A 12,525-nucleotide genomic window follows, 5' to 3' on the forward strand; every position below is an offset into this window, starting at 1 on the left:
GCCTTAATTACGCTTTTGTTGCAGAAAGTGGTTTTTTCGCGATAAGGCGGGGAATCCGGCGCATTACAGGCGGAATCCGCAGGATCAAAAGCAGTGCCCCTATAGTTGCATAGATAGCCCACTCCTTCAGATCGGCCCGCACGATCCACAACATATGCAGCAAACCGAGCCCAACAATCACATACACCAAGCGGTGCAGCTTTTTCCAACGGCTACCCAGCCGGCGCTGGCTATAGCGATTGGAGGTTACAGCCAGCACCAATAAGCAAAGGAAGCCCAGCGCGCCAACAATAATGTAAGGCCGCTTACGCAGCTCCACCCCTAATTGCGACCAATCCAGCCCAAGGATAAATACGCAGTAAGCTGCCAAGTGCAAAACCACATACGCAAAACACCAGAGCCCCAGCTGTCTGCGAACGGCAATCCACCCTGCCCACCCGCTCAGCTTCTGCAGCGGCGTCATGCCCAGCGTAATAAGCAACAGAATTAACGTACCAAGCCCCAACCGATCCATCAGCACTTTGCCTGGATCAGGTCCGAGAACAGAACTCCATGCCTCATACAGCCAGAAAAATGGCCACACCGCAGCAGCTATAAAGACGCCAATGCGCCAGATCGGATACCGCATCAGTAGTTCTTCCGCAAATCGAGGTCGGTATAAAGAGAGGCAACCTCATCCGAGTAGCCGTTGAACATTTGCGTCTCGCGCACATTCGGACTGAACAAACCACTCGGCAAGCGACGCTCCCGCGCCTGAGTCCAGCGAGGATGATCGACCGTAGGGTTCACGTTTGCGTAGAACCCATACTCATCCGCAGCAATACTTTGCCAAGTGGTTTTGGGCTGTTCACTCACCAGGCTGATCCGCACAATGGATTTCACACTTTTAAAGCCATACTTCCACGGCACCACCAAACGCAACGGTGCGCCATTCTGGTTAGGCAGTTCCCGCCCATACATGCCCACCGCAAGGATCGCTAAAGGATTCATCGCCTCGTCCAGACGCAACCCTTCTACATAGGGCCAGTCAATCAAGCCAAAACTCGAGCGTTGGCCCGGCATGCTTTTGGGGTCCTGCAGGGTTTCAAAGCGGATGTACTTGGCCTTGGAGGTCGGCTCAACCTGCTTGAGCAAGGCCGAGATCGGAAAGCCCATCCATGGAATGACCATCGACCACGCCTCAACACAGCGCAAACGGTAGATCCGCTCTTCCAACTGGTAAGGCTTCATGAAGTCTTCCAAGGCATAGCGCCCAGGCTTCGCAACCTCCCCATCGATTACAACACTCCACGGCTCGGTCTTGAGTGAACCGGCATTCGTCGCCGGGTCGCCCTTGCCTGTACCGAACTCATAGAAGTTGTTGTAGTGGGTCGCGTCCTTGAAAGGCGTGATGGCCTCGTCCTTCACGGTAACCGCCTGCCATTTAGTACTTGGCAATTTCTCGGCAAACCAGTTCGGCGCCTTGCCCGGCTCAACATCGGCATAACGCGCAGCATTGTCGGCATTGGCCCAGCGCGGCAAGGTGCTGGCAGCCACTCCGGCAAGCGCACCACCGAGCAGGCTGCGGCGAGAGAGATAGAAAGATTCAGGCGTGACATCCGATTCGTGACAATCGGACGCTTTGGGGATCTTGATTAACATGGCAACTCCGCAGCTTTGGAGGACTGATGCACCAATAGACTGCGGAGTATGGGGAACATTACATTAAGACAATGTTTTGTCGCGGCGCAGATGCAGCAGGTACTGAATCGGCCCCGAAGCGGCGTAGACCAGGAACGCCAGCAGCAGGATACGCGGCGGATCGCTGAAGACGACCGCGAACACCAGCACCACCACCAGGATAGCCACGAAAGGCACGCGCCCCTTGAGGTCGAACTCCTTGAAGCTGTTGTACTTGATGTTGCTGACCATCAGCATGCCGGCGGCCGCAACCATCAAAGCCACCAGGAACGACATCTTCGAACCCTGGATGCCGTAGTCACTGAATGCCCAGACAATACCGGCCACTACGCCCGCAGCCGCCGGGCTGGCAAGGCCAATGAAGTAACGCTTGTCGGCAGTGCCTACCTGGGTGTTGAAGCGTGCCAGACGCAAAGCGGCACCGGCGACATAGATGAAGGCGACCATCCAGCCGACCTTGCCCATATCACCCAGTGCCCACGCAAACGCCAGCAGTGCAGGCGCAACACCGAAAGCAACCATGTCCGACAGCGAGTCGTACTCGGCGCCGAAGGCACTCTGCGTATTGGTCATGCGCGCCACGCGACCATCAAGGCCGTCGAGCACCATGGCCACGAAAATCGCGATGGCAGCAAAGCCGAAATACTTGCTGGCACTCGCCGCATCACCCGCCGCCAACGCGCTTTGAGCGCTCATGGAGTTGATGATGGAATAGAACCCGGCAAACAGGTTTGCCGTGGTGAACAGGTTGGGCAGAAGATAGATGCCACGATGCCGGACCTTGCGACCTTCCGCATCGTGCCCTTCCTCGACATGCTCATCGATCGGCAGCAGGCTTTCGGCGTCAGAGGCCTGGTGTGGCTCTTCGGGACGTTCGCTCATGGACTTTACCTTGCAACGGTGTGAAAAAAATTCGACAAATACTTGCGGCGAGTGTTCGCCCGCAAACGATGCAGCTTTATACCAGAACCCGCCCCCTAAACGAAAAAACGCGGCCTAAGCCGCGTTTTCTCTTGATGCGTACGACTTAGTTTTTGGCTTTGTCGACGATCTTGTTGGCACCGATCCACGGCATCATGGAGCGCAGTTGCTCGCCGATGATCTCGATACCGTGTGCGGCGTTGTTACGACGCTTGGCGGTCATCGAAGGGTAGCCGGTTGCGCCTTCGCTGATGAACATTTTGGCGTACTCGCCGTCCTGAATACGTTTCAGGGCGTTGCGCATAGCCTGACGGGACTCGGCGTTGATCACTTCCGGGCCGGTCACGTACTCGCCGTATTCGGCGTTGTTGGAGATCGAGTAGTTCATGTTGGCGATACCGCCTTCGTACATGAGGTCAACGATCAGCTTCAGTTCGTGCAGGCATTCGAAGTAGGCCATTTCCGGCGCGTAGCCAGCTTCAACCAGGGTTTCGAAACCGGCTTTAACCAGTTCAACGGTACCGCCGCACAGAACGGCTTGTTCGCCGAACAGGTCGGTTTCGGTCTCGTCCTTGAAGGTGGTTTCGATGATACCGGTACGACCGCCACCCACGCCAGCGGCGTAGGACAGTGCAACGTTTTTGGCATTGCCCGAAGCGTCCTGGTAGATCGCGATCAGGTCAGGAATACCGCCGCCTTTGACGAACTCGGAACGCACGGTGTGGCCCGGCGCTTTCGGCGCGATCATGATCACGTCGAGGTCAGCACGCGGCACAACCTGGTTGTAGTGAATCGCGAAGCCGTGGGAGAAGGCCAGGGTGGCGCCCTTCTTGATGTTCGGCTCGATTTCGTTCTTGTACAGCGCGGATTGGAATTCGTCCGGGGTCAGGATCATGACCAGGTCGGCAGCAGCCACGGCGGAGGCAACGTCAGTCACTTTGAGGCCATGGGCTTCAGCCTTGGCAACAGTGGCCGAGCCTTTGCGCAGGCCAACAGTCACGTCAACGCCGGAGTCTTTCAGGTTGCACGCTTGAGCGTGGCCCTGGGAACCGTAGCCGATGATGGCGACTTTTTTGCCCTGGATGATCGACAGGTCACAATCTTTTTCGTAATAAACTTTCATGAGGTTCCTCTATATATCCAGGCCCTTAGGCCATTCACTAATTGGGTTAGATGCTGAGTACTTTGTCGCCACGAGCAATCCCGGTGACACCACTGCGTACAGTTTCCAGAATCGAGGCCGTCCCGATCGACTGGATGAAGCTGTCCAGCTTGTCGCTCGTACCGGTCAGTTGAACGGTATAAACGCTGGCGCTCACATCGACGATCTGCCCGCGATAAATGTCAGTCGTGCGTTTGATCTCGGCACGTTGGGCACCCGTGGCCTTGACCTTGACCAGCATCAGCTCGCGCTCGATGTGGGCACTTTCCGACAGGTCGACCAGCTTGACCACTTCGATCAGCTTGTTGAGGTTCTTGGTGATCTGCTCGATCACCTCATCATGACCCACGGTGGTCAACGTCAGGCGCGACAGGGTCGGGTCTTCGGTTGGGGCCACGGTCAGGCTTTCGATGTTGTAGTTGCGTTGCGAAAACAGACCGACAACACGAGACAGAGCGCCGGGTTCGTTCTCCAGAAGCAGGGAGATAATGTGCCGCATGATTAAGTACGCTCCGTCTTGTTCAGCCACATGTCGCGCATCGAGCCGTCTTTGATCTGCATCGGGTAGACGTGCTCGCTGGTGTCCACTTGAATATCGAGGAACACCAGGCGGTCCTTCATGGCGAACGCCTCTTCCATCTTCGGCTTCAGATCTTTCAAATCAGTGATGCGAATGCCGACGTGGCCATAGGCTTCAACCAACTTGACGAAATCCGGCAGCGATTCCATGTAGGAATGGGAGTGGCGGCTACCGTAGCTCATGTCCTGCCACTGACGAACCATGCCCAACACGCCGTTGTTCAGGCAGACGATCTTCACCGGAAGGCCGTACTGCAAGCACGTCGACAGCTCCTGGATGTTCATCTGGATGCTGCCTTCACCGGTGACACACGCAACGTCGGTGTCCGGGAAGCTCAGCTTCACACCCATGGCCGCAGGGAAACCAAAGCCCATCGTGCCCAGGCCACCGGAGTTGATCCAGCGGTTAGGCTTGTCGAACGTGTAGTACTGCGCGGCGAACATCTGGTGCTGGCCCACGTCGGAGGTCACAAAGGCGTCGCCCTTGGTCACTTCGCACAGGGTCTCGATCACGGTTTGTGGCTTGATGATGCTGCCGTCGCCCTTGTCGTAAGGGAACAGGCCGCGGTCACCGCGCCATTCGTCGATCTGCTTCCACCAGCTGGCAACGGATTCCTTGTTCGGCGTCTCGCCGATGTCCTTCAGCGCTGCAACCATTTCGGTCAACACGCTTTCAACAGGACCCACGATCGGCACGTCGGCCTTGATGGTCTTGGAGATGGACGCCGGGTCGATGTCGATGTGGATGATCTTGGCATTCGGGCAGAACTTGCTCGCGCCGTTGATCACGCGGTCATCAAACCGCGCGCCCACCGCCAGGATCACGTCGGCGTGGTGCATGGCCAGGTTGGCGGTGTAGCTGCCGTGCATGCCAAGCATGCCGACGAACTGACGGTCGGTGCCCGGGAATGCGCCGAGGCCCATTAAGGTGTTGGTGACCGGCAGGTTGAGCAGTTTGGCCAATTCGGTCAACGGTGCGGAACCGCCACCCAGAATCACGCCACCGCCCGAGTACAGCACTGGGCGTTTGGCCGCCAGGAGCATTTCTGCCGCCTTGCGGATTTGCCCCGAGTGCCCACGAACGGCCGGGCTGTAGGAACGCAGCTTGGCTTTCTTCGGGAAGATGTATTCGAATTTCTCGGCCGGGTTGGTCATGTCTTTCGGGATATCTACGACTACAGGGCCCGGGCGACCGGACTGTGCGAGGTAGAACGCCTTTTTCATGACTTCCGGGATTTCCGACGCATGCTTGATCATGAAGCTGTGTTTCACGATCGGCCGGGAGATACCGATCATGTCGGTTTCCTGGAATGCATCGGTCCCCACCATGGTGCTTGCGACTTGGCCGGAAATGATCACCATCGGGATGGAGTCCATATAAGCAGTCGCGATGCCGGTAATGGCATTGGTTGCGCCTGGGCCGGAGGTTACCAGTACCACGCCGGCTTTACCGGTGGCACGGGCGTAGCCGTCAGCCATATGGGTAGCCGCTTGTTCGTGGCGAACCAGGATGTGGGTAACAGCCGGTTCCTTGAACAGTGCGTCGTAGACATGCAGCAGAGCACCACCTGGGTACCCGTAGATATAGTCGACGCCTTCGTCACGCAAAAAGCGGACGAGCATCTCACCGCCAGATAAAAGCTCCACGTTGTTCACCTCTAAAACGCCAGAATACCGTCCGTTAAAAACCGACGGGTCTTAATAGGTTTACTTCTCAACAGAGCATGAGCGACGGTGGTCGCCGACTACGTCAGCACTGACTGAGCAAGTATTGGGATCGTCCCAAGTGTTGCGGGCTTTTCCCACCCAGCGCGAGGTAACGCGTTGCGGGTGTTACAGGTCGGCGCGGATATGCGCCTCATGATCTGCTGAGCGGGCCTGCTTCTGGCAGTCCCGATACAGCGGACTTTGGATTCTTCTGTTTCAGCCCCTTCAAGTCAAGCAATAATTGCGCTTTTTTCCAACTAAGCGCATGAGAACGTATAAGAAAGAGGCTTGAGGAGGGATAAAACTCGCCTGAATGTCGTCAAGCGGTAGAAATATGCGCAAGACTGCCGAAAAAACCGGCAGTCAGGCAATTAACGAGCGTCGACGATCAGTTGGTCGAACTTTTTCAGCGCATTGCGCAAGCCAAGGCTCTCCAGCGGCCGATCGGCGTAAACCATCTCCGCCATTTCCATGATCCCCGATGCATTGGGCAATGGCAGATCCTGCTCGAGGATCTGCTTCATGCGCACCAGGAAGATCCATTGCAGCCATTGATGGAAATCCAGGGTGTCGACCGAAAACGGTTCGACACTGCTGAGCGCTTCGACGCTGGGGGACACCTCGTCCCACCAGCCCTGTACACGCAATTCGCGCTCAATCAGCAACAACTGTTCGGCAATCGCTGGGAAACGCACATCCATCAGAGGCTGACCTTGGCTTTTTGCCGCGCTTGAGCGGCGCCGGCAGCATCGCCTTGTGCGGCGCGCGCGTCACCAATCAAGGCCCACAAGTTGGCTTGCAGGTCTGGTCGGCCGTTGGCCAGGCTCAGGCCACGACGTGCGAACTGTTCGGCTTGCGGCGCATCGCCCTGGGCCATGCGCACCTGGGCGAGGCGATACAACACTTGCGGCTCGCGCGGTGCCACGCGCTGGGCACGCTCCAGACTCGACGACGCACCATTCAAGTCGCCACCGGACTGCTGCTGTTGAGCGGTAGTCAGCAAGGCCAATACCGGCCCGTCCAACTGCTCGTCGGCCGACAGGCCACCGGCACTGGACGACGACGGAATACCGCTTGGCGTCGACGGCATGTTGTAGGTGCCTTGATTGACCGGCGCCGTCTGGATCGGCGCGGCATCAACCGGCCCCGACGTGCTTGGCCCTGGAGTCCACGGCTCGGCACTGATCGGCGCCGAGGTCGCAGCGCCAGCGCCCGGCACCATCACCACCACACCCGAATCCTGCGCAATGGTTTGAGCGGTCGCTTGGGCTGGACGCTTGACCACGGTCTGGCGGAAACCGCCGTTGGCCGAGATGCGATCGTTATTCGAGACGGCCGTGCTCGAGTCCACTACGGGAATTGAGCCGCGTTGCACGCTTGAGCAACCGCTGAGCACCGCTAGAGCTGTAATAGCTGGAATCAACCACTTGTTCACTTGAAACCCTCTTTGCTTAATTCATCCAGCCCTTGACCCAATCCATCACCGAGTCCGCGTCAGCGGGGGCACTGCCACCGCATGCGGCTCCGGGTGGTGGCTCGCTGCCGCGAATATACGGCATCTGCACCGCGCCCGGACAGTTGGCATCGGAGCCCTGCCCCGTATGCGGATCAATCCAGGCCTGCACGATGTTGTCCGGCTGCGGCATGTTCAACGGTAGCGGGTCGGCCTTGCGCATGAAACTGGTCCAGACCTGCAGCGCACCGGTCGCACCGGTGAACGGCGTCTTGCCATTATCGTCACGGCCCAACCACACCACCGCCAGCACGTCCTGGCCGAAGCCGGCGAACCAGCTGTCACGCGAATCGTTACTGGTACCGGTTTTGCCCGCCAGCGTCAGGTTCGACGGCAGCACGCTGTAGACCGAGCGCCCGGTGCCTTCGCGCATCACGCGCTGCATGGCGTTCTGGATCAGGTAGATGGAGCCCGCATCGAAGCGTTGCTGAATCTGGAACGGGTAACGCTTGAGCGGCTCGCCTTCGGCGGTCAGCACACTGCGAATGCCCCGCATCGGTGTATTGAAGCCACCGTTGGCGAGGGTCTGGTACATCGTTGCCACTTCCATCGGCGTCATGGCGCCAGCGCCGAGCAGAATCGACGGGAAGGCCGGAAACTCACGAGTGACACCCAGGCGCGCGATGGTTTTCAACACATTCGGCACCCCCACTTCCAGCCCCAGGCGTGAGGTGGAAATGTTGTAGGAGTGCGCAATCCCCTGGTACAGGAACACCGTACCGTGGGAGCGTCGATCAAAGTTCTGCGGCGTCCACACCTGGCCATTGGCACCTTTGACTGACAGTGGGTCATCCGAGAGCCAACTGGTCAGGGTGTATTTACTCGGTTTTTCCAAGGCCGTGAGGTAAACCGCCGGCTTGACCAGCGAGCCAATCGGCCGCACGGCATCCAGCGCACGGTTGAAACCGGCAAAGCTGGCTTGGCGACTGCCGATCATGGCCTGCACTTCACCGGTTTCCGGGTTGGTCACGACCATGGCAGCTTCGACTTCATCGGAGCCTTTACGGCCGGTCAGGCGCTTGAAGGTGTCGCTCACCGACGCTTCGGCTTTCATCTGAAGAATCGGGTCGAAGCTGGTGAAGATCCGCAGGCCCTCTTCGGTCAAGTCTTCGTCGCGGTAGTCTTCACGCAGTTGACGTTTGACCAAGTCGATAAAGCCTGGGAACGAGCTGTCGGCCAGCTTGCCGCGGGTGGTTACACCCAGTGGCATTTTCTTCGCCGCCGCGACTTGTTCAGCGGTGGCTACGCCCTGCTGCTCCAGCACATCCAGCACCAGATTACGGCGCTCAAGCGCACGCTCCGGGTTGCGACGCGGGTTGTAGTAGGACGGCCCTTTGACCATGCCCACCAGCAATGCGACCTGATGCAGCTTCAATTCGGACAACGGCTGGCCAAAGAAGAACTGACTGGCCAAGCCAAAACCGTGCACGGCGCGCTGGCCATCCTGACCGACGAACACCTCGTTGAGGTACGCCTCGAGGATTTCCTGCTTGCTGTAATGCAGCTCCAGCAACATCGCCATCATGGCTTCAGTGAGCTTACGCGTCAGGCTGCGCTCGTTGGTCAGGTAGAAGTTCTTAACCAATTGCTGCGTCAGCGTACTGCCGCCCTGAGTCATCTTGCCGCCGGAGGTGTTGACCCAAATCGCGCGGGCAATCGACTTCGGCGACACGCCCCAGTGACTGTAGAAATCGCGGTCTTCCACGGCAACCAGGGTTTCGAGCAGATATGGCGGCACCTGATCGAGCTTGATCAGGATGCGATCTTCAAGGTTCTTCGGGTAAATACCGCCGATCAGCAGCGGCTCGAGGCGCACCACGGGCAACTTCGAGCCATTGAGCGACGACAGCTCGGCGACGTAATCACCAGAGAAACGCACACGCACTGGCTGGGCTTTTTCCAGGCCTTCATAGAACTGGAAGCCACGGGTGTTCAGGTCGACGGTATTGCCGCTGACCGCTGCGGCGCCCGGGCCGTTGCTCACAGCTTCGCGGCGGTAGCCCAGCGCATCGAGCTCAGTCAGGAAGTCTTCCTTGCTCAGCTTCTGGCCGCTGAACAGTTCCAGCGGGCGTGCATACACCTTGGCCGGAATGGTCCAGCGCTTGCCGGAAAACTTCTCCTGGACCACGGCATCGAGGTACACCGCGAAGCCAGCGAGCACCACAAGGCCCACCAGGCTGAGCTTGAGCGCCCAGCCGAGCCACGGGCGCAGGCCGCGCGAACGCGAAGGAGGTTTTTTACGGGAACGGGGAGATCGGGTTCGAGTCATGGCGGCGGATTATACGCACTTTATTGATGATCAACATGAGCCGGACAGCGGTTTGCACGACCAGCTGTAACAGCCATAATGCCCGCCATGATTTCCCCCCGACTTTGAAGGATCGCCCGTGAGCCAGTCCCTGATCGCTGCCCTGCAAAACCCGGCTTTATATCCCCATCCGGTTGAAGCGTTTCAAGTTATCGAGACCCATATTTCCTGGGTCATCCTGACTGGCCCCTTCGCTTATAAATTGAAGAAACCGATGAACTTCGGCTTCCTGGATTTCACCCAGCTCAAGGATCGAGGCCACTTCTGCAACGAAGAGCTGCGCCTCAACCAGCGCCTGACTGAAGATTTGTATCTTGAAGTGTTGCCGATTACCGGCACCGCCGAAGCTCCGCAATTGGGCGGCGACGGCCCGGCGATCGAGTACGCGCTGAAAATGCGCCAGTTCCCGCAAAGCCAACTGCTCAGCACCCTGCAAGCCAATGGTGAACTGACCAGCGCGCACATTGATGAAATGGCCACGCAGATCGCACATTTCCATCTCACAGCGCCTAAGGTTCCCCAGGAGCACCCGGCCGGCACGCCGGACGAGGTGATGGCGCCAGTACGTCAGAACTTCGAGCAGATCCGCCCCTTCCTCAGCGACAAGGCTGACCTGGCACAACTGGAAGCCCTGCAAGCCTGGGCTGAAAGCAGCTTCGAGCGCCTCAAGCCACTGCTGGCACAGCGCAAACTGGAAGGCTTCACTCGCGAATGCCACGGCGATATCCACTTGGGCAACGCCACGCTGATCGACGGCCAAGTAGTGATCTTCGACTGCATCGAGTTCAACGAACCGTTCCGATTTACCGATGTATGGGCCGACACCGGCTTCTTGGCGATGGACTTGGAAGACCGGGGCCTCAAATCCCTGGCACGCCGTTTTATCAGCCAGTACTTGGAATTGACCGGCGACTACCAAGGCCTCGAAGTGCTGAACTTCTATAAAGCCTACCGCGCGTTGGTACGCGCCAAGGTTGCGCTGTTCAGCATGCCGAGCGAAGCCAGCCCGGTGCAACGCGCCACCACGCTGCGCCAGTACCGCAACTATGCCAACCTGGCGGAAAGCTACAGCACCATTCCTTCGCGCTTCCTCGCAATTACCCACGGTGTATCGGCAGTCGGCAAAAGCCACGTTGCCATGCGCCTGGTAGAAGCGCTGGGCGCCGTGCGCCTGCGTTCGGATGTGGAGCGCAAGCGCCTGTTTGGCGAGCAGCAGGTGGAGAACACGCCACAGGCCGGCATCTACGCTGCCGACGCCAGCGCTGCTACCTATGCACGCTTGAACGAAATCGCCGAAACAGTCTTGCGCGCCGGCTACCCTGTCGCGCTGGATGCCACCTTCCTGAAACGCGAACAGCGCGACGCCGCCGCCAAGGTTGCTGAAGCCACCGGCGCGCCTTTCCTGATCCTGGATTGCAACGCACCACAAGCCGTTATCGCCAGCTGGCTGGCACAGCGTCAGGCGGATAAAAACGACCCGTCCGACGCGACGCTGACCGTCATCGAAGAGCAACAGGCCAATCGCGAACCGCTGACAGCCGAAGAGCTGCTGCTCAGCAAGCGTGTAGAGACCAATGAAAGCGGAACCTTGGATGCTCTGGTGGCGCATATTCGCCAGCGCCTGCCAGGCCTGTAAGAAATATTTCTTGGTCGTGTCACCGATCTACGGTGCACGACCGAGAAATAGTGGCACTATAATGGCGTCATAATTCCAACAGGAGTCGCCGTCATGAGTCACCCCAAGCTTCTTGATACCCCGCTCTACGCGCTCCTGCACAAGGACGACATTCGAGGTTTCAACCAGGAACGCCCTAAAGACGGGATCATCGACATGCGCGGTGGTGACTTCCGAGGGCTGGACCTGCGCGACCTGAACGCCGGTGGTGTCGATTTCACCGACGCCTACTTCCGTTCTGCCGACCTGCGCGGCCTGGACTTGCGCGACTGCTCGCTGGAAGGCGCGAGCCTGGCCCATGCACAGATTTCCGGCACTTACTTCCCCGCTGAACTGACTGCCGACGAGATACTCATGTCGGTCAATTTCGGCACTCGCCTGCGCTACCGCACCAAGTGACGCCACCTACCGACCCCGGCTACGCATCCCGCGTGCCGGGTGATTCGCGCCTGCCTACCGCAAATCCCCCTAGCTATTCTTATAAGCTTTTCAGCCCTTCCTGACCAAAGAACCACGCTTTTCCTACTGAGCGCTACACTCCTTTTCAGGCTTGCCTGGTCACGATACCCACCGCACCATTCGGCCGTCGCAAGGAGGCTTGATGAACGATGAGCTGCAACACCTGAAAAACCTGGGCAAGACGTCGGCGCAGTGGCTGCATGCGGTGGGCATCCACAGCGCGTCCGACTTGCGCCGCCTGGGAGCGGTTGATGCCTACCGGGCCGTGAGAACTCGCGGGTTCCGAGCATCAAAAGTACTGCTGTATGCAATTGAAGGCGCGTTGATGGATGTGCACTGGAACGACATTTCTGCGGAGAGAAAGGAAGCACTGAACCGTCAGTTGGATGCCCTTTCAACGCGTCAGAAGAATTAGTTCGGCGACCAAACCCAATGTTTACGAGCCTTGCGAACACGTGATTGAGAAAACCAGCAGGATGCGCAAAAACAAATGTTGACTCTCAAATGAGAATCGTTATGAT

12 protein-coding genes are annotated in these 12,525 nt (G+C 58.3%); 3 read left to right on the top strand and 9 right to left on the bottom strand.

The window, feature by feature from the left end; translation table 11 throughout:
• Nucleotides 1–7 precede the first annotated feature (7 nt).
• The 9 genes from msrQ to mrcB form a co-directional block, all read right to left on the bottom strand.
• Complete coding sequence (gene msrQ / locus ACI77I_RS25045) at nt 8–628, bottom strand: protein-methionine-sulfoxide reductase heme-binding subunit MsrQ (RefSeq protein WP_094950162.1); 621 nt, start codon at nt 626–628, stop codon at nt 8–10.
• A complete protein-coding gene (msrP, locus tag ACI77I_RS25050; protein WP_094950163.1) occupies nt 628–1,641 on the bottom strand; it encodes a protein-methionine-sulfoxide reductase catalytic subunit MsrP in 1,014 nt (337 codons plus the stop codon). The genes msrQ and msrP overlap by 1 nt, the downstream gene beginning before the upstream one ends.
• Nucleotides 1,642–1,704: 63 nt before the next feature.
• Nucleotides 1,705–2,562: a CDP-diacylglycerol--serine O-phosphatidyltransferase gene (gene pssA, locus ACI77I_RS25055; RefSeq protein ID WP_094950164.1), complete on the bottom strand. Its 858-nt coding sequence runs from the start codon at nt 2,560–2,562 to the stop codon at nt 1,705–1,707.
• 145 nt (nt 2,563–2,707) lie between these two features.
• Nucleotides 2,708–3,724: a ketol-acid reductoisomerase gene (gene ilvC / locus ACI77I_RS25060; protein ID WP_007948647.1), complete on the bottom strand. Its 1,017-nt coding sequence runs from the start codon at nt 3,722–3,724 to the stop codon at nt 2,708–2,710.
• 46 nt (nt 3,725–3,770) lie between these two features.
• Complete coding sequence (ilvN, locus tag ACI77I_RS25065; RefSeq protein WP_003176102.1) at nt 3,771–4,262, bottom strand: acetolactate synthase small subunit; 492 nt, start codon at nt 4,260–4,262, stop codon at nt 3,771–3,773.
• A gap of 2 nt (nt 4,263–4,264) precedes the next feature.
• Complete coding sequence (locus tag ACI77I_RS25070) at nt 4,265–5,989, bottom strand: acetolactate synthase 3 large subunit (protein WP_094950231.1); 1,725 nt, start codon at nt 5,987–5,989, stop codon at nt 4,265–4,267.
• Between the two features lie 431 nt (nt 5,990–6,420).
• Nucleotides 6,421–6,750: a YqcC family protein gene (locus ACI77I_RS25075; protein ID WP_242152532.1), complete on the bottom strand. Its 330-nt coding sequence runs from the start codon at nt 6,748–6,750 to the stop codon at nt 6,421–6,423.
• The gene (locus ACI77I_RS25080; RefSeq protein ID WP_242152535.1) at nt 6,750–7,484 is read right to left on the bottom strand and encodes a M48 family metallopeptidase; all 735 of its coding nucleotides are present in this window, start codon (nt 7,482–7,484) and stop codon (nt 6,750–6,752) included. Before ACI77I_RS25080 ends, ACI77I_RS25075 begins: the two co-directional genes overlap by 1 nt.
• Before the next feature lie 16 nt (nt 7,485–7,500).
• Complete coding sequence (gene mrcB, locus ACI77I_RS25085) at nt 7,501–9,831, bottom strand: penicillin-binding protein 1B (RefSeq protein WP_406998837.1); 2,331 nt, start codon at nt 9,829–9,831, stop codon at nt 7,501–7,503.
• A gap of 118 nt (nt 9,832–9,949) precedes the next feature.
• Between mrcB and ACI77I_RS25090 the strand changes: the two genes are divergently transcribed.
• From ACI77I_RS25090 to ACI77I_RS25100, 3 genes are all read left to right on the top strand, one after another.
• On the top strand, nt 9,950–11,506 hold the full coding sequence (locus ACI77I_RS25090; RefSeq protein WP_406998839.1) for an AAA family ATPase: 1,557 nt from the start codon (nt 9,950–9,952) through the stop codon (nt 11,504–11,506).
• A gap of 93 nt (nt 11,507–11,599) precedes the next feature.
• On the top strand, nt 11,600–11,944 hold the full coding sequence (locus ACI77I_RS25095) for a pentapeptide repeat-containing protein (RefSeq protein ID WP_094950169.1): 345 nt from the start codon (nt 11,600–11,602) through the stop codon (nt 11,942–11,944).
• 202 nt (nt 11,945–12,146) lie between these two features.
• Complete coding sequence (locus ACI77I_RS25100) at nt 12,147–12,419, top strand: TfoX/Sxy family protein (RefSeq protein ID WP_094950170.1); 273 nt, start codon at nt 12,147–12,149, stop codon at nt 12,417–12,419.
• Nucleotides 12,420–12,525 lie beyond the last annotated feature (106 nt).

It is taken from the genome of Pseudomonas sp. D47, from assembly GCF_045447305.1.
GTDB lineage: Bacteria > Pseudomonadota > Gammaproteobacteria > Pseudomonadales > Pseudomonadaceae > Aquipseudomonas.